Source organism: Bacillus sp. FJAT-50079, assembly GCF_018343515.1.
In the GTDB taxonomy this organism is placed as follows: Bacteria; Bacillota; Bacilli; order Bacillales; family Bacillaceae_C; genus Lederbergia.
In genome coordinates this window covers 68510-85540 of sequence record NZ_JAGYPD010000006.1, presented here as the reverse complement: position 1 = coordinate 85540, position 17031 = coordinate 68510, and the positions used below count along the sequence as shown (strand labels likewise).

Below are 17031 nucleotides of genomic sequence, written 5' to 3'. Positions count from 1 at the left end.
AAAAATACCATAGTCAACATGACTATGGTATTTTTTCTTTTCTAAAACATTAGTTTGTTTTCACTGTACAACTCATATGGCCGTTTAAAATTTGATTGGGACTGCTAAGGCGAAATGTGTGCGATCCGGGAGAAAAATCGATTTTCAACTCATCATCGAAAAAGATCATCTTTGAATTTTCCATAATAATTGGCAGCCCGCCCGTTTCGATTTGAATATCATCGCTGTCGATCGCGTCTTTTCGAATCAATTGTAAAGTTGGAACTCCATTCACTGCGCAACCGCAGCCGTCCGTTTCATATTTCAACTTTAGTATAAGATCATCGTTAACCATTTTTTCTTTAATTTTCTCCGTTGCTTCTGGTGTAATCGTAAGCGAAACCATGATGAACACCTGACCTTTCCATGTATTACTTTTATTTTATCATACCCTCTTTCATATGTTGTCGCATTTGCCTCACGTGCTCGAATATATAGACGGAGTACATCGACGATTGTCGTTAGGTGATTTTGTGATAGCCATATATCGGGGTCATTTTTCGTCATCTCCCCACTATTTCCCAGTTATAAACGAACGTATTTTCGTATATAATAAACAAGAACATCCGTTCTATCCCTTTTACAAAGGAGAAATTAAGATGGGAACGAAAGTCATTTTCCTTGTCGATATGCAATCGTTCTATGCATCGGTTGAAAAAGCGGATCATCCCGAGCTTAGAAATAAGCCGATCATTGTTTCCGGAGATCCTGAACGGCGTAGCGGAGTTGTGCTTGCTGCATGTCCATTGGCGAAAAAATGGGGTGTTGAAAATGCGTCACGGCTGTGGGAAGCCCAGCAGCTTTGTCCACATGCGACCATCATTCGTCCCCGTATGCAGCGCTATCTTGATGTTTCTATCCAAATCACAAATATTTTGAACTGTTTTACAGACCTCGTCGAAGTCTTTTCCATCGATGAGCAGTTTATGGATGTAACAGGTAGCAGACGATTATTCGGTCCCCCGCTCGTAATCGCCGAAAAGATCCAACGAGCTATTATGGAAAAAACTGGCGTTTATGCTCGGATTGGTATCGGACCTAATAAAGTACTCGCTAAAATGGCTTGCGACAATTTTGCCAAGAAAAACAAAAACGGAATATTTCAATTGGATATTGAGCATTTGCAACAGTTGTTATGGCCACTTCCCGTTGGAAAAATGTTCGGCGTAGGTCGAAGAATGAACCAACATTTAAATCGAATGGGTATTCGTACGATCGGTCATTTAGCGAATTTTCCTCCGGCTCTTTTGAAAAAAAGATGGGGGATCAATGGAGAAGTGCTATCTCGAATCGCCAATGGAGTCGATGACTCACCTGTTACCGCGAAAACGCATGACGGGCAAAAAGCAATCGGTCATCATATGACGCTACCTCGGGACTACGGAACACTTCAAGAAATCAAAGTTGTCCTGCTTGAATTAAGTGAAGAGGTTGCCCGCCGTTCCCGTTTTAAACATTATATGGGCAGCACGGTGTCCGTGACTGTTCGTGGAGCCGACTTCGATTTTCCAACCGGCTTTCATCGGCAAATGAAATTGACCGCTCCCACTCATTTTGGAAGCGACATCTTTCGAGCCGCCTATCAATTATTTCAAGCTTATTGGGACGGTGCACCGATTCGCAGCGTCGGGATTGCCCTTTCACAATTACAAATCCAACAGCATTATCAATTAAATTTATTTGATTTTGATGCAAAAAAGGAAAAGATCAATCAAGCGCTAGATCTCATTTATGCAAAATATGGCCCAGCAGCGATTGTCCGTGCCTCCTCTTTAACAGAAGCTGGGCAAGCATTCCATCGGGCGGAAAAAATCGGAGGCCATTATAAATAAGGAATTAGGAGGAACTTTAATGATGCCTAATAAATTAACACCAGGCTATAACTTATTATGGGAGTCGAGTCGAATGATGTTACCTGAACACCGCGAACAATTATTAAAAGAACGAAGAAAATGGGAGGAGTTTCATCTACCTATTCTTGATGAGCAGCAATTAGCGGAGATAAATATAATGATTGCTCAAGCATTCGAACAAAAGCAAGTGATTACGATTACGTATGCAAAAAAATATCAACCCGCATCGTTTTGCGGGCTGATTCAAAAAATAAATACAAATGAAGCATCGTTAAAAATAAGTAATGATAAGGATACGCTCACTCTTTTTTTTGAGCAAATTCTACATGTTGAATTTGCCTAGCACTAGGTGCGACCCGCCCAAACCTGGGATCTTTAACTAGATTTATAGGTCGTCATTCAGATGTTGCCAGCTATAAACTAGGTTTATAAGCCAGTTAGCCGAATTTACAAGCCACTTACTTAGATTTATAAGCCAGTCAGCCAGATTTACAAGCCGCTTTCCTAGATTTATAAGCCAGTCAGCCATAGGAAGCTCATTAGTGAAAAAAACTCACTATTTTTTGAAAAAAGCTTTCCTCCCTAAGCGTTCAACGATTCTCGGCATGAGCGTGTGGAGGATGCTTGTCATATTCATCCAGCCAGGCAAATTAATTTCGCGCCGGTTCGTCAGCATCGCTGCAACGATTTTTTCTGCTACCTTGTCGGGATCTAGCATGAGTCTATCTACATTTTCAATATATGTGCCGTTGGGATCAGCGAGTTCAAAAAAGTTCGTCCGTATCGGTCCAGGATTGACGGCAGTCACATAGATCCCGTGCTGAGACATTTCCATCCGCAAGCTATTTGTAAAACCTAGAACGGCATGCTTCGTAGCAGCATACACGCTTGATTTCGGTGTTGCAAGCTTCCCAGCCTGCGAGGCAATATTAATAATATGACCGTGATGGCGTTCAATCATAGTGGGTAGAACTTCCCTTGTGCAGGCGATCAACCCAAGTACGTTGACTGCAAACATTCCTTGCACATCTGCCAATTCAACATGCCTTGCTTCAATAAATGTACCGTATCCTGCATTATTAACTAATATATCGATGCTCCCTATATGCTCAACGATCTGTTGGAACGCGCCCGGAATCATGTCATGCCGAGAAACGTCCAGTTCCATTGCGGTACAATCAACCTGGTACTCCATGCGAATGCGTTCGGCAATCTGCGTAAGCTTTTCTTGATTGCGAGCAAGTAAAACTAAGTTCGCTCCACTTTGGGCGCATGTATACGCAATCTTCTCCCCTAGTCCACCAGATGCTCCAGTAATGACAATCGTCTTTCCTTTGATCCGTTCATTTCTCATTTATTCAATCTTCCTGCCTTCGCTGTAAAGTAAGCAACCCCACCATCGCCCATTTCTTTTACAATCAGCTCTAGTGATAGTAAATAATCAAGCTGTGCCGTCGTTTCTGACAAGGTTAACCCGAGCTCTTTTTCATACACGGCCGGGAATAGATTTTTTGTAATCGAAAAAGTCGTGAGCCGCTCGTGTTCAAGCATTTCCTTCACTTGCAACGCTCGTTCATGTTGACGTTGCAGTCTCCGCTTCACGAGCTCATGAGCCCTAAGCACTTCGGTCCCGTGTCCGGTATATGCGATCTGAATCGGAATGTCTAATAATTTTTTCAATGAATCAATATATTGAAGCTGCGGCTTCGGTCGAGCAGCGGATGGATCTAATGCTGGCTCAAGCAATGGATTTGAGGAAATCGTTGCAAGCAGATGGTCCCCTGATAAAAGCACACCATCCTTTGGGCGATAGAATGATAGATGGCTTTGGGCATGTCCCGGTGTATAGAAAATGCTCCAGTCCTCAAGTCCCGGAATGCTGTCTCCTTCTTCGATTTCATTAGTAAGCGGACGTGTACTCCCGTAGCGAAGCGGGGCCTTTAATCTTTTTAACATGCTCGCAAAATCGCCCTGAAGGCCAAATTCGGTAAGGAGCCCTTCATAAAATCGATCATATCCTGCGAAAAATGATTCATCATCCTCAAGCCATGGACGTGCATATGGATGTCCGTATACAGGGATATCATCTGATAGCCATTCCAACAAACCGATATGATCGGGATGATGATGTGTAAGGACAACTTGATCAATATCCTCAGGAATGAGCCCGCGTTGAGCGAGCTGAAATTGAAAGGCATCCCATGCTTCCTGCGTCTTCACCCCCGCATCAACGAGCGTTAACGCCTCCCCTTTGATGATATAGACATTGACATCACCGACGGCAAACGGTGTAGGTAATGTAATTTTGAAAACTTGGCTCAATGAACTTGTCACATCTATCCCTCAACTTTCATATATTTACAAAAGAATATTCCAATCATAACAGATTGATTTACCTGTCATTACATACGCTTGCAACTATCTGCACAATCTTTTTAAACTAGCCTTTTGCGAGCTTATTTTTTCAAATGAAATCTTGACATTTCCTTTGCTTAACAGCATAATCATAAGTAAACTTTACGCAAATAGCAATGATCAGGATTAGTAAATAAGAAATGATGTAAGAGAGTGGAGTTCATTGGCTGGGAAACTCCATCATCCGCTTTCCTATTGAACCTGCCTAGTGAGCTGTCAGCAAAACTGACCGCTTCCCTGCGTTATGGGGTTTGAGATACTGTCCAAGACAGTAATTAAAGGTGGTACCACGAAATGAACCCTTTCGTCCTTTTTCAGGATGAAAGGTTTTTATTTTTTGTTCTGTTGTTGATTTACGCTTCAGGCGCTCGCTTCGCAGGGGAGCTATCCTTGCCCCGCACTCTCGCAGGAGTCTTGCGCCTTCCGCTCCAATCAACTGTACTAAAAAAGGTAACTTTTACGTATTAACAATTATTTTTTATGGAGGGATGAAACGTGAAGATTTCGTTTATTGGCGCAGGCTCAATGGCAGAGGCGATGATCACTGGATTAATTGAACGTGATATTTGCCAATGCGACCAAATTTACGCAACAAACGGTGGCAACAAAATAAAATTAGCTGAGTTGGAAAATCGTTATCGCATCCATACCTCTTATGATTTGAAAGAAATCGTAAGTGGTGCTGATATTATTATTTTTGCGGTTAAACCGAAGGATGCGGATGCCGCTTTAAGAAACATTCAGCCTTTTATTGAAAAACAAGCGCTCTTCGTATCTGTGTTAGCAGGGATTTCCTTAGCTTTTATTGAAGAAAGAATCGGCACTGATCATGCGATTGTCCGCGCAATGCCAAATACATCAGCAAGTGTCGGAAAATCAGCAACGGCAGTAACGTGTAACCGCAATGTGTCATCAGCCCAAGAACAACTGACATTGGATATTTTCTCATCAATCGGGATGACTGCCATTGTAGAAGAAAATCAGCTTGATGCGATTACTGGCCTTTCTGGAAGCGGCCCTGCATATATTTATTATCTTGTAGAGGCAATGGAACAATCCGCAGTCGAGTTAGGGCTTGATGCAGACATTGCAAAAAGACTTATTATTCAAACTTTATCAGGAGCTGCTGATATGCTCTTAACTTCAGGTAAAGAAGCAGCCACATTGCGAGCGGAAGTAACGAGTCCTGGTGGAACGACGGAAGCAGGGCTTAGCGTTCTTCAACAAAACGGAGTGAAAGAAGCGTTGATGGAATGCGTCAAAACAGCAGCAAAGCAGTCGGCTAAACTTGGTTCCATGTATGAAAAAGAGCATATGAATTCAAGATAAAGCAAACTACTGTCCATTCCCCCTTCATGCTTGATATAATGAAACGTAAATCAGTTTGGAGGGTTAGCATGACGATCAAATTATTTGAACCTTTTACAATTAAAAATATGACAGTAAAAAATCGTATTGTCATGTCGCCAATGTGCATGTATACCTCTATAAATGAAGATGGGAACGTGCAAGATTGGCATGAAATTCATTATGCGAGTCGCGCCGCCGGCCAAGTAGGACTTATTATCGTTGAAGCCACTGCGGTCACTCCCCAAGGAAGAATCAGCCCTCGGGATTTAGGGATTTGGGACGATGAACATATTGACGGATTAGCCAAACTCGTTACGAAGGTAAAGGCAAATGGAGCAGCCATTGGCATCCAGCTTGCACATGCTGGACGTAAGGCGAATCTCGATGGAGAAATTATCGCTCCTTCCGCTCTCCCATTCGACTCATCGATGAAAACACCAATAGAGATGAGTGTGGAGGAAATCCAGGCAACGATCACAGCATTCAAACACGCGGCAATCCGTACAAAACAATCTGGCTTCGATATGATTGAACTGCATGGTGCACATGGGTATTTAATCAATGAATTTCTCTCCCCAATTACGAATAAGCGGACAGATGTATATGGGGGCTCACAAGAAAATCGCTATCGCTTTTTAAGAGAAATCATTGATGAGGTAAAATCGGTTTGGGATGGACCATTATTTGTCCGAATTTCAGCGACCGATTATATAGAAGAAGGATTAAAGATTGACGATTACATCGTCATCGGACAGTGGATGAAAGAGCAAGGCGTTGATTTGATCGATGTCAGTTCCGGTGCCGTCGCTCCTGCGAAAATTTCGGCTTATCCCGGCTATCAAGTGCCGTTTGCGGAGCGAATCAAAAAAGAGGTCGGCATTGCGACTGGCGCTGTCGGTTTGATAACCACGGGGATTCAAGCGGAGGAAATTTTGCAAAATGAGCGAGCAGATCTCATCTTTATTGCGCGAGCCCTTTTGCGTGATCCATATTGGCCGCGCACAGCTGCACAGGAGCTCCGCTACGATCTCGATGCTCCTGAGCAATATAAACGTGGCTGGATTATACGCTAATTATTCGGGCGACCCGACATTGATTTCAAAAAAATCATGGGCGATTTCCGTAGATGGAAAAACCGTTCGCGCTTCGGCTGCAAGTTCTTCCCATATTTCTTTCCCATATCGGGAACTAATATGAGTAAGACAAAGTGTTCCAACATTCGCCGCTTTTGCCAATTCGGCCGCCTGGAGCGTTGTTGAATGGTAGTAATCACGAGCCATCTCCTCACTTCCGGCGGCAAATGTTGCTTCATGAATAAGCAAATCTGCTTCTTGAGCAAGCGGAAGCGCATTTGCGCATGGTCTTGTATCACCAAGAATGCAAACGACTTTACCTTTTTGATTTGGACCGACATAATCAAGCCCGTTAATCATTCGACCATCTTTCAATGTAACGGTTGCACCATTTTTTAATTGCTGATAAATCGGACCTGGCGAAATCCCATCAGCCATTAAACGGCTAGCATCGAGTGTGCCTTGCTTATCCTTTTCGGTAATGCGAAATCCATAACTTGTAATTGCATGATCAAGGAGCTTCGCTTCAACTCGAAATTGATCATCTTCAAAGATGATTCCTTCTTCCATTTCGATGATTTCTAATGGATATTTTATATGTGTTTGACTCACATGTAAGGAAGTTTCGAGATATTGGCGAATTCCTTTTGGTCCATAAACAGTCAGCTTCGATTCTCCACCTTGAAACGATCTGCTGCCTACAAGTCCAGGCAAACCGAAAATATGGTCACCGTGAAGATGAGTAATGAAGATTTTTTCGATCTTCCGTGGTTTGATCGATGTATGGATAATTTGATGCTGGGTTGCTTCTCCACAATCGAATAGCCAGACGGCATTGCGTTCTTCTAGCATTTTTAGAGCAATTGCAGTTACGTTTCGTAATTTAGCGGGAACTCCAGCACCCGTTCCGAGAAATAGTACTTCCATTCCCGAACACCCCCGAGATTGTATTTTACCTATTCTATCATACAATCTCCGAACGGAAATGAATATTTTTTTGCGAAAAAGAACGTAATATGTCGTCTTTTTTCAGAATAATTGATAAGATAATAAAGTAAACGATCGTAACAAAAAGTTACAGATAGAAAAGAGAGGTTAAAAGATGATTCAATCAGAAACACCTGCATCATTAATTATGATTTTTGGAGCAACAGGGGATTTAGCAAAGAGAAAGCTCTACCCATCTCTTTATCACTTATATCGTAAAGGTAAGCTTGCTGAACACTTCGCTGTCGTAGGAGTTGCTAGACGCCCATGGACAAACGAAGTATTAAGAGAGCATGTAAAAGACTCTGTTCTTTCTTCCATAGATGGTGCTGAAAATATTGACGAATTTATTTCTCATTTTTATTATCAGTCACATGATGTGAGTGATTCAAACTCATACATAGAACTCAAAAACCTAGCAAATGAGCTTGATCAAAAATACTCATTAGAAGGCAACCGCGTCTTTTATTTAGCGATGGCACCGGAGTTTTTCGGGACGATTGCAGAACATTTAAAAACAGATGGTTTAACGGATACGAACGGGTTTAATCGTCTTGTCATTGAAAAACCATTTGGGCATAATCTTGAATCTGCGAAAGAACTAAACGCACAAATTCGCAGTGTTTTTGATGAAAATGATATTTATCGAATCGACCATTATCTTGGAAAAGAAATGGTACAAAACATTGAAGTAATCCGCTTTGCGAATGCGATTTTTGAACCACTTTGGAACAACCGCTTCATTTCAAACATTCAAATCACATCAAGTGAAGTGCTTGGAGTCGAAGAACGTGGCGGTTATTACGAGACGAGTGGCGCGCTACGTGATATGGTGCAAAACCATATGCTGCAAATGGTTGCGTTGCTAGCAATGGAGCCACCGATTCGCCTCACTCCGAAGGAAATTCGCAGTGAAAAAGTAAAGGTGCTTGGTGCAATGCGTTCGCTTAAACATGAGAATATTAAAGATTATTTCGTTCGTGGCCAATATGGACCTGGAGTGGAGAACGGTAAACCTGCACTTGGTTATCGTGAGGAAATAAATGTGAATCCTGAATCGAATACAGACACATATGTTGCAGGAAAGATTTTGATTGATAATTTCCGTTGGGCTGGCGTTCCGTTTTATATTAGAACAGGAAAACGCATGGCTGCAAAATCAACGAAAATTATTATTCAATTTAAAGATGTTCCAATGAATCTTTATTACAGCTCTGATCAAAAGCTTGCTCCAAACCTGCTCGTTATCCATATTCAGCCGGAAGAAGGGATCACTCTTCAACTAAATGCGAAGGATACAGGACAATCAAGCGAAACGACTCCGGTTAAGCTTAATTTTTCGACGAATGATATCGCCGGAATGAATACGCCTGAAGCGTATGAAAAATTGCTGCATGACTGCTTGCGCGGCGATGCAACAAACTTTACCCATTGGGATGAAGTAGCACTATCATGGAGCTTGGTAGATAAAATCAGCCAGGTTTGGGAAAGCGAGAAAGCAAACTTCCCGAATTACGCGGCAGGTTCAATGGGTCCTAAGGAAGCAGATGAGCTTCTAGCAAAGGACGGTTTCCATTGGTGGCCAGTTGCCAATAATGACGAAAAATAAGGTTAATCTTTTGATGATGGCTGCTTCGATCGGAGCAGCCCTTAATCAATTACGCCTCGGCGTAATTGCGTCCGGATTTATTCGGGTTTGCACCCGCGGGACGCGGCGAACTTAGATTGTTTTCCTAGGCTTCTCTAAAAATCTGTGACATATGCCACAGGCTTAACTTGGATAGAAATCTTTTTTGTAGTGAAAGCGAAGTGTTAGGATTTGAAAGACAATACAGCATTATCCCGGAGCTTATGAAGGAAAGGGACTTATGCTGATTAGAGTTAACATTTAAGATTGAAGAAGAATATAGTATCGCGGAGGTGTATTTGCCGTGAAGAATACGAATGTAGATGATTATTTACAAGCAGGAGTATATGGGCCAAGACAAATAAAGCCGGAAGAACGAAGAAAGTTTCTCGGCACAATTAGAGAAAGAATTGCCATTGCTTTAACAAAAGGTCAAGTAATGGAAAACGGTATATATTCTGAGGTCATCCAATTAATGGATCAGTATCCGGATGCAACCCTCTTATTAAATGGCGATCTTGATTACTCCTATTTATCCGATTATATTCAACAAGCACGTGCGAAAAATATATCGTATTCCATCGTTACGAATCAAGAAAGCCAAACTCGAATCGGGCTTGTGCTTACTTGTGACTATGCGATTCATCAAGAAAATATTTATATTACAAAGCAAGCGATGAAAAAACCGATCGTTAAAAAGAAGAAAAAAGGATTTTTTGCCCGATTGATTCATTTTATTAAAAAATAATCATTCCTTTTTTTTATGTTTCCAATCGTCTCGAATACGGATGCCTTTTTGCACAATCGATGGCCCATATTTATTTTTCATTTTTGCCATTGCCTTATATAGTGGTTCTTTTTGGGCTTCTTGTTTATACGAAAAGAGATCGAGCTGCTCAAAGGCACTGTCTTCCTCAATTAAATCCTGGCCAGTAATTCCTAAAAGCCGCACCGGATCCCCATTCCAGTTTTCATTAAATAGCCGTTTCGCAGCAGCAAAGATTTCGTCCGCTTGTATCACTGGATTGACGAGCTTTCGGCTTCTCGATATCGTTTTTCGATTTTTATAGCGAATCGTTACTGATATATTATTGGATACATAGGCTTTGCGTTTTAATCGTTCTGAGACACTTTTTGCTAAGCTTTCTAAGACGTTTAGAAGCTCGACTTGATTTGTTATATCTCTTGGCAATGTCGTGGAGCTTCCGATCGTTTTATGCTCCTGTGCAGCAGCCGGATCAACAGGGCGTTGGTCATGTCCATTTGCTCTCTCTTTTAGCTGCTGCCCACGGATACCGAGCAAGGCATTAAGTTGATAATCATTCGCTTGGGCTAAATCGCCGATCGTATCGACTTGAAGCGTCGCTAATTTTTCCGCCGTTTTTTCTCCTACTCCATGCATTTCAATGATTGGAAGCGGCCAAATGATCTTCTCGATGTCCCGAAGCCGTAAAATTGTAATGCCTAGAGGCTTTTTCATATCCGAAGCCATTTTTGCAAGAAATTTATTTGGGGCAATGCCGATACTCGAAGGTAAATCAAGCTTTTTCATTAAGTTTTGCTGGATTGCTTTAGCGATCTCAGTTGGTTTCCCTAGATGATAGCAATTCGTTATATCCATATATCCTTCATCGATTGAGATCGGCTCCACCCATTCCGTCACTTCCCGTAATTGCTCGAACATCATTTGTGAAGCAGTCCGATAACGTTCAAAATTCGGCTGTTTGACGATGAGCTGTGGGCATAGCTTCTTCGCTTCCCAAACAGGCATCGTCGTTTTCACGCCAAATTTGCGGGCTTCATAACTGCATGTAACAACGATCCCCCTGCGCTTTTCTGCATCTCCAGCGATCGCCAGTGGCTTTCCTTTTAATGAAGGATCATAGGCCATTTCGACTGAAGCAAAAAAACTATTCATATCGACATGGAGAATCACTCGACCGTTTTTAGGATAAAACTCCTTCATATGTTTTTTCCCCTTACATATGTTCAAAAAGACCCGCGCTATGCCGGACTTTTTGAACATCCTTTATGTTATGCCTCTTGCTTTTGTTCATTCAAATAGTCTTTAACCTCTTTAATGCCCTCTAATGAATCGAGCATGACGACCGGATCAATCATTGTAATAAGCCGATCAGTTAGTTGAGCAATTGAGGAGAAATACTTTGTTTTCTCGTAGGCAACAAGCCCGAGTTGGTTCTGTGCATCATGAGGAATTTCGATGATTTCTTTAGCTTCTTTAACAAGAAGACCGAAAGCAAGCTCATCGGTATGAATGACAATCATTCTTGCATCCTTATCGATTTGAAGAGGACTGCCATATAAAATAGCACTCAAATCTAAGACTGGAATAAGCGTTCCTCTCGCTTTTGTAATACCGACCATATACACTGGCAAATGTGGGACTGGATTCATCGCTTCTATTTTTTCAATTGAAATAACGTAAGGAATCGGAATCGCATATTCCTCCTTCCCCGCGTGAAAAACAACTACTTTTTCCGTCATCATCAATCACTCCATTTTAGTAGGGACTGTCAAAACAGCCCCCTTCTCTTTCATTATTTTCCTGTTGTTTCTTTTACAAGGGCTACGACCATTTCCGCCAACTTATTCAGCTCGGAAATCGGCATTCTTTCATTCGTTGTATGGATTTCCTCATAGCCGACAGCAAGGTTCACTGTTGGAATGCCAAAACCAGCAATCACATTTGCGTCGCTTCCACCGCCACTCGTCAGTAGCTTTGCCTCACGACCAATCGCAGCGGCTGCCCTTTTAGCTACCTCCACGACTTCGTCGCCATCGCCAAATTTAAAGCCAGGATACATAATTTCAATATCCACTTTTGCTTTTCCACCCATATTATCAGCTACTTCTTCAAATGCTTTTTTCATAGCAGCTGCTTGCTTTTCCATTTTGTCAGCAACAAGCGATCTTGCTTCCGCTAAAACATAGACATAGTCTGCAACAATATTCGTCGCTTGCCCGCCTTCGAAACGGCCAATATTCGCTGTTGTTTCTTCATCAATTCGCCCAAGTGACATTTTTGCCACCGCTTTGGCCGCAATTGTAATCGCGGAAACGCCTTTTTCTGGTGCAACACCAGCATGTGCTGTTTTGCCATGAATTTCAGCGATGATTTTTGCTTGGGTCGGTGCAGCGATAATAATATCTCCAACAGGACCATCACTATCAAGGGCAAATCCATATTTTGCTTTTACAAGAGATGGATCGAGCACTTTCGCTCCGACCAAACCAGATTCTTCCCCAACTGTAATAATAAATTGAATTGTGCCATGTGGAATATTTTCTTCCTTCAATACGCGAATCGCTTCGAACATCGCCGCAAGACCCGCCTTATCATCGGCACCTAAAATCGTTGTTCCATCTGTAACAACATAACCATTCTCAATCGATGGTTTTATATTATTTCCGGGAACGACAGTGTCCATATGTGATGTAAAATAAATTGTATCTGCATCTGACTCTGTCCCCTTTAATGTACAAATTAAATTTCCTGCCCCATGCCCTGTTTGCTCCGTTGTATCATCCTCAAAGACATGAACACCAAGAGCTTCAAATTTTTGTTTTAATACTTTAGCGATGTTTGCTTCATTTTTCGTTTCTGAATCGATCTGTACCAGTTCAAGAAACTCATCTAATAATCGTTGTTCATTAATCATGTTCCAACCTCCAGATAGTAATAATGCTTAAAAAATTAAATTTGTTTCCAAATTTTGTGAGCAATTCGAAAAGCTCCTCTAAAAAATCTGGTGATATTTCCTCTGATTTGAAAGGCTATACGGCATTTAATCTCAATTATGAAGTGAGCAACTTCCGCGATTTAAAGTGGAATATTTCCATGTTTCTTCTTTGGCCTACTTTCACGCTTATTGCGCAGCATTTCCAGTGCCTGAATTAATTTAATTCTCGTTTCCCGTGGATCAATGACATCATCGACCATCCCTCTTGCCGCAGCAATATACGGATTAGCAAATTTCTCCCGATATTCTTCAATTTTTTCCTGACGGGTTGCTTCTGGATTTTTGCTATTTTGAATATCACGGGCAAAAATAATATTCGCCGCTCCATGTGGTCCCATAACAGCGATTTCCGCATTCGGCCAAGCATAAACGAGATCGGCGCCGATCGCTTTACTATTAAGAGCTACATATGCACCACCATATGCTTTACGTAAAATAACCGTAATTTTCGGCACGGTTGCCTCAGAATAAGCATATAAAATTTTCGCACCATGTCTAATGATACCACCATGCTCTTGTTTGATTCCAGGGAAAAAGCCAGTCACATCCTCAAAGGTGAGCAGCGGGATTTGAAACGAGTCGCAAAAGCGAATAAAACGTGCAGCTTTATCGGATGAATCGATGTCTAGACCACCTGCCATAAATTTTGGCTGGTTACAAACGAGACCGACAACTTCACCGCGAATTCTCGCGAAACCAACGACAATGTTTTTCGCAAACTCCTTATGTACTTCAAAAAACGAACCTTCATCAACAACTTGATCAACGACAATCCGCACATCATATGGTTTGACCGAATCGAATGGGATCAACTCGGTTAAGTCAGGAAGATCATCATTCGTAGAATCATATTCAGAGATCATCGCCTTCTCTTCATTATTTTGTGGCAAATAACCAATTAAAGTTCGAACCATCTGTAAAACTTTCATTTCACTTTCCGCGCGAAAATGAGCATTTCCACTAATCGTATTATGTACTTTCGAACCACCTAAATCTTCGGACGAAATCTTTTCCCCTGTGACGGTCTCAATTACTTTTGGGCCTGTAATAAACATTTGACTCGATTGATCGACCATGAAAACAAAGTCTGTAATCGCTGGTGAATAGACAGCGCCACCCGCACATGGTCCCATAATAACCGATATTTGTGGAATAACCCCCGAATAAATCGCATTGCGATAAAAAACATGTCCGTATCCGTCTAATGAAACGACTCCTTCTTGAATGCGGGCTCCTCCCGAATCATTCAAGCCAATAAACGGTGCACCATTCTTCGCTGCCAGATCCATTGCCTTTGCAATTTTTTCTGCGTGCATTTCACCAAGCGCTCCGCCAAATACGGTAAAATCTTGAGAAAATAGATAGATTGGTCGCCCATTTATTTTTCCGTAACCTGTGACAACCCCATCGCCGGGATATTTCATTTCTTCGAGGCCAAAATCAGTTGAGCGGTGTTCAATAAATGGATTTAGTTCAACGAATGAACCCGGGTCAACGAGTAAATCTATTCGCTCCCGTGCTGTCAGCTTTCCTTTTGCATGCTGTCGATCGATTCGTTCATCACCTCCCCCAAGCTCTGCTTGACGGCGACGATCATACAACTCATTTATTTTCTCATAAATATCCGTCACTGTTTCCCCTCCTCCACTGCCTTTTCACATAGCTCATATAAAACACCATGGGTAGATCTTGGATGGATAAATGCGACGAGCGCCCCTCCTGCGCCTCGTTTCGCATGATCATTTAACATTTGAATCCCTTTTTCTTTTAATTGTGCGATGCGCTGTTCAATGGATTCCACTGCAAAAGCAATATGATGGATCCCTTCACCGCGTTTTTCTATAAACTTTGCAATTGGACTATGTGGATCGGTTGCTTCAAGCAATTCAATTTTAACATTATTTGCATCTAAAAAGGCAATCTTTACACGTTCAGATTCAACGAGCTCAATGGCCAAACATGGTAAGCTAAGATGACCCGTGTAAAACGGCAGAGCTTGCTCCAATGATTTCACAGCTACCCCAATATGATCAACTTTTTTCATCTTCTCACCCCATTAGATGATTCGTTCTTGTATGAAGGCTTGTTTCAAAGTTAATTAAGCGTTAAAATAGAAGTAAATTTACTGTTGCTAGGAGTGCTCTTATGTCAAATAAAAAAGTGCAACGCGTTATTATTTATCTAATGCTGTTCTCGATGATCGCAACGACGATTATGGCTGGACTTTCATTCTTATAATTTTCAGGAAAGAGGCGCGCTCAGTCGCGACCTCTTTTTTCATTTCATATTCCGCTCAATGCGAAGGTTTGGCTTAAGAAGGGGCAATCGGGAGGAAAACCATTTACCCTTCACGCTGATTTTCGATGGGAACGAGAAATCGAAACGCATTCGATTTACCATTCGAACCAATTTTTGACGTGAAAGGGAAATCGAAACGCTCCCGTTTTACCATTCAACCCATTTTTGACGAGAACGGGAAATCGAAACTCATTCGATTCACCATTCAAACCCATTCTTGACGAGAAAGGGAAATCGAAATACATCCGATTTACCATTCGAACTCATTTTTGACGAGAACGGGAAATCGAAACGCTCCCGTTTTACCATTCGAACTCATTTTTGACGGGAACGGGAAATCGAAACACATCCGATTTACCATTCGAACCCATTTTTGACGAGAAAGGGAAATCGAAACTCATTCGATTTACCATTCAAACCAATTTTTGACGTGAAAGGGAAATCGAGACCCATTCGATTTACCATTCGAACCCATTTTTGACGAGAAAGGGAAATCGAAACGCTCCCGTTTTACCATTCAAACCAATTCTTGACGAGAAAGGGCAATCGAAACACATCCGATTTACCATTCGAACTCATTTTTGACGGGAACGGTAAATCGAGACCCATTCGATTTACCATTCAAACCAATTTTTGACGAGAACGGGCAATCGAAACTCATTCGATTTACCATTCAAACCAATTCTTGACGAGAAAGGTAAATCGAGACACATCCGTTTTACCATTCGAACCAATTTTTGACGAGAAAGGGCAATCGAAACTCATTCGATTTACCATTCGAACCAATTTTTGACGGGACCGGGCAATCGAAACTCATTCGATTTACCATTCGAACTCATTTTTGACGGGAACGGGAAATTGAGACCCATTCGATTTACCATTCAAACCAATTTTTGACGGGAACGGGAAATAGAAACACATCCGATTTACTCCTTACACTGATTTTCGACGGGGGACGGGTATTCAATGACCGACCCATTCAAGCCTCAAATGACACCGCTTTCCTTCGCTAGTTGTTCAAATGATTTGCTTGAATTTGTAACAAGTATCTTTGTTCCGAGCGGAATTTCGTCATAAAGTTGTTCAAGCATTTTTTGTGGCAACCTAATGCAGCCAAGCGAGATGTACTTTCCAATTGAATCGGGCTGATTTGTCCCATGTAAACCGTAAATCCGTCCGTCTGTTCCTCTGGCATCAAAGCCGATCCACCTTGTTCCAAGTGGATTACGTGGGTCCCCTCCTGGAATATTCTTCTTTCGGTAATATGGATTTTTCGCCTTCACTGTTACCGTAAACAATCCTTCCGGTGTTAAATCGTTCGTTTTCCCAGTTGCTACCTTTGTCTGTACGATTATTTTACCATAATTTACCCATACTAGCTCATTCGTTTTTTTATTGACGATAATTAATGAATCCCCCGGCAAAAGGGATGCATCAAACGGCCAAAATGGTGAACCAATTAGAAACATAACCGCTAAAAGTAAGTTCATGTTTATCACCCTGTTTTAGCTTTTGTAAAAAGGATGTTTTTTAATAGGAAACATCAATTTAGATTAAGTATCTCTTGAAAAAATTCATCTTTATATTTTACTTTTGGATAATTGCGCTACTTTCAAGGTGAATTGCGT

17 protein-coding genes and 1 other annotated feature are annotated in these 17031 nt (G+C 41.7%); of the genes, 7 read left to right on the top strand and 10 right to left on the bottom strand.

What is annotated here, in order from left to right; translation table 11 throughout:
- Positions 1 to 49: 49 nt before the first annotated feature.
- Entirely contained in the window at positions 50 to 385 is a 336-nt protein-coding gene (locus tag KHA95_RS16590) for an iron-sulfur cluster biosynthesis family protein (protein ID WP_213138673.1), read from the bottom strand.
- A gap of 253 nt (positions 386 to 638) precedes the next feature.
- Between KHA95_RS16590 and KHA95_RS16585 the strand changes: the two genes are divergently transcribed.
- Positions 639 to 1871, top strand: a complete 1233-nt coding sequence (locus KHA95_RS16585; RefSeq protein ID WP_213138672.1) for a DNA polymerase IV — start codon at positions 639 to 641, stop codon at positions 1869 to 1871.
- 19 nt (positions 1872 to 1890) lie between these two features.
- Positions 1891 to 2235, top strand: coding sequence for a YolD-like family protein (locus KHA95_RS16580; protein ID WP_213138671.1), 345 nt, complete (start codon positions 1891 to 1893; stop codon positions 2233 to 2235).
- A 213-nt stretch (positions 2236 to 2448) separates the two neighbouring features.
- On the opposite strand, the gene KHA95_RS16575 is transcribed toward KHA95_RS16580, so the two are convergent.
- Together KHA95_RS16575 and KHA95_RS16570 are read right to left on the bottom strand one after the other, a co-directional pair.
- Complete coding sequence (locus tag KHA95_RS16575; RefSeq protein ID WP_213138670.1) at positions 2449 to 3246, bottom strand: SDR family NAD(P)-dependent oxidoreductase; 798 nt, start codon at positions 3244 to 3246, stop codon at positions 2449 to 2451.
- Complete coding sequence (locus KHA95_RS16570) at positions 3243 to 4226, bottom strand: MBL fold metallo-hydrolase (RefSeq protein WP_213138669.1); 984 nt, start codon at positions 4224 to 4226, stop codon at positions 3243 to 3245. Before KHA95_RS16570 ends, KHA95_RS16575 begins: the two co-directional genes overlap by 4 nt.
- Positions 4227 to 4414: 188 nt before the next feature.
- Positions 4415 to 4622 (top strand) — a binding site (T-box leader).
- Positions 4623 to 4802: 180 nt separating this feature from the next.
- On the opposite strand from KHA95_RS16570, the gene proC reads away from it, so the two are divergent.
- Complete coding sequence (gene proC / locus KHA95_RS16565; RefSeq protein ID WP_213138668.1) at positions 4803 to 5636, top strand: pyrroline-5-carboxylate reductase; 834 nt, start codon at positions 4803 to 4805, stop codon at positions 5634 to 5636.
- A 68-nt stretch (positions 5637 to 5704) separates the two neighbouring features.
- Positions 5705 to 6730, top strand: coding sequence for an NADPH dehydrogenase NamA (gene namA, locus KHA95_RS16560; RefSeq protein ID WP_213138667.1), 1026 nt, complete (start codon positions 5705 to 5707; stop codon positions 6728 to 6730).
- Here the strand turns inward: namA and rnz are convergent, their stop codons facing one another.
- On the bottom strand, positions 6731 to 7657 hold the full coding sequence (gene rnz / locus KHA95_RS16555) for a ribonuclease Z (RefSeq protein ID WP_213138666.1): 927 nt from the start codon (positions 7655 to 7657) through the stop codon (positions 6731 to 6733).
- A gap of 175 nt (positions 7658 to 7832) precedes the next feature.
- Here rnz and zwf point away from each other — a divergent pair, with 175 nt between their 5' ends.
- Together zwf and KHA95_RS16545 are read left to right on the top strand one after the other, a co-directional pair.
- On the top strand, positions 7833 to 9326 hold the full coding sequence (zwf, locus tag KHA95_RS16550) for a glucose-6-phosphate dehydrogenase (RefSeq protein WP_213138665.1): 1494 nt from the start codon (positions 7833 to 7835) through the stop codon (positions 9324 to 9326).
- Positions 9327 to 9648: 322 nt separating this feature from the next.
- Positions 9649 to 10092 (top strand): YueI family protein, encoded by a 444-nt coding sequence (locus tag KHA95_RS16545; RefSeq protein WP_213138664.1) that lies wholly within the window; start codon positions 9649 to 9651, stop codon positions 10090 to 10092.
- On the opposite strand, the gene KHA95_RS16540 is transcribed toward KHA95_RS16545, so the two are convergent.
- The 5 genes from KHA95_RS16540 to mce all read right to left on the bottom strand — a co-directional run bounded on the left by KHA95_RS16540 (position 10093) and on the right by mce (position 15149).
- A complete protein-coding gene (locus KHA95_RS16540; protein ID WP_213138663.1) occupies positions 10093 to 11310 on the bottom strand; it encodes a DNA polymerase IV in 1218 nt (405 codons plus the stop codon).
- Positions 11311 to 11378: 68 nt separating this feature from the next.
- Positions 11379 to 11849 (bottom strand): chemotaxis protein CheW, encoded by a 471-nt coding sequence (locus KHA95_RS16535; protein ID WP_213138662.1) that lies wholly within the window; start codon positions 11847 to 11849, stop codon positions 11379 to 11381.
- Positions 11850 to 11902: 53 nt separating this feature from the next.
- Positions 11903 to 13024 (bottom strand): M20/M25/M40 family metallo-hydrolase, encoded by a 1122-nt coding sequence (locus KHA95_RS16530; protein WP_213138661.1) that lies wholly within the window; start codon positions 13022 to 13024, stop codon positions 11903 to 11905.
- 161 nt (positions 13025 to 13185) lie between these two features.
- Complete coding sequence (locus KHA95_RS16525; RefSeq protein WP_213138660.1) at positions 13186 to 14736, bottom strand: acyl-CoA carboxylase subunit beta; 1551 nt, start codon at positions 14734 to 14736, stop codon at positions 13186 to 13188.
- Positions 14733 to 15149: a methylmalonyl-CoA epimerase gene (mce, locus tag KHA95_RS16520; RefSeq protein WP_213138659.1), complete on the bottom strand. Its 417-nt coding sequence runs from the start codon at positions 15147 to 15149 to the stop codon at positions 14733 to 14735. The genes KHA95_RS16525 and mce overlap by 4 nt, the downstream gene beginning before the upstream one ends.
- A gap of 101 nt (positions 15150 to 15250) precedes the next feature.
- On the opposite strand from mce, the gene prli42 reads away from it, so the two are divergent.
- Positions 15251 to 15343, top strand: a complete 93-nt coding sequence (gene prli42 / locus KHA95_RS16515; protein WP_213138658.1) for a stressosome-associated protein Prli42 — start codon at positions 15251 to 15253, stop codon at positions 15341 to 15343.
- A gap of 1046 nt (positions 15344 to 16389) precedes the next feature.
- Here prli42 and KHA95_RS16510 read toward each other — a convergent pair.
- Positions 16390 to 16893, bottom strand: a complete 504-nt coding sequence (locus tag KHA95_RS16510; protein ID WP_213138657.1) for a L,D-transpeptidase — start codon at positions 16891 to 16893, stop codon at positions 16390 to 16392.
- Positions 16894 to 17031 lie beyond the last annotated feature (138 nt).

Bases quoted from the DNA above. Each gene is read 5' to 3' on its own strand.
- KHA95_RS16540 (WP_213138663.1), bottom strand. From the start codon at position 11,310: ATGAAGGAGTTTTATCCTAAAAACGGTCGAGTGATTCTCCATGTCGAT.
- namA (WP_213138667.1), top strand. From the start codon at position 5,705: ATGACGATCAAATTATTTGAACCTTTTACAATTAAAAATATGACAGTA.
- rnz (WP_213138666.1), bottom strand. From the start codon at position 7,657: ATGGAAGTACTATTTCTCGGAACGGGTGCTGGAGTTCCCGCTAAATTA.
- KHA95_RS16580 (WP_213138671.1), top strand. From the start codon at position 1,891: ATGATGCCTAATAAATTAACACCAGGCTATAACTTATTATGGGAGTCG.
- KHA95_RS16530 (WP_213138661.1), bottom strand. From the start codon at position 13,024: ATGATTAATGAACAACGATTATTAGATGAGTTTCTTGAACTGGTACAG.
- KHA95_RS16585 (WP_213138672.1), top strand. From the start codon at position 639: ATGGGAACGAAAGTCATTTTCCTTGTCGATATGCAATCGTTCTATGCA.
- mce (WP_213138659.1), bottom strand. From the start codon at position 15,149: ATGAAAAAAGTTGATCATATTGGGGTAGCTGTGAAATCATTGGAGCAA.
- zwf (WP_213138665.1), top strand. From the start codon at position 7,833: ATGATTCAATCAGAAACACCTGCATCATTAATTATGATTTTTGGAGCA.
- KHA95_RS16575 (WP_213138670.1), bottom strand. From the start codon at position 3,246: ATGAGAAATGAACGGATCAAAGGAAAGACGATTGTCATTACTGGAGCA.
- KHA95_RS16535 (WP_213138662.1), bottom strand. From the start codon at position 11,849: ATGACGGAAAAAGTAGTTGTTTTTCACGCGGGGAAGGAGGAATATGCG.
- prli42 (WP_213138658.1), top strand. From the start codon at position 15,251: ATGTCAAATAAAAAAGTGCAACGCGTTATTATTTATCTAATGCTGTTC.
- KHA95_RS16590 (WP_213138673.1), bottom strand. From the start codon at position 385: ATGGTTTCGCTTACGATTACACCAGAAGCAACGGAGAAAATTAAAGAA.
- KHA95_RS16510 (WP_213138657.1), bottom strand. From the start codon at position 16,893: ATGAACTTACTTTTAGCGGTTATGTTTCTAATTGGTTCACCATTTTGG.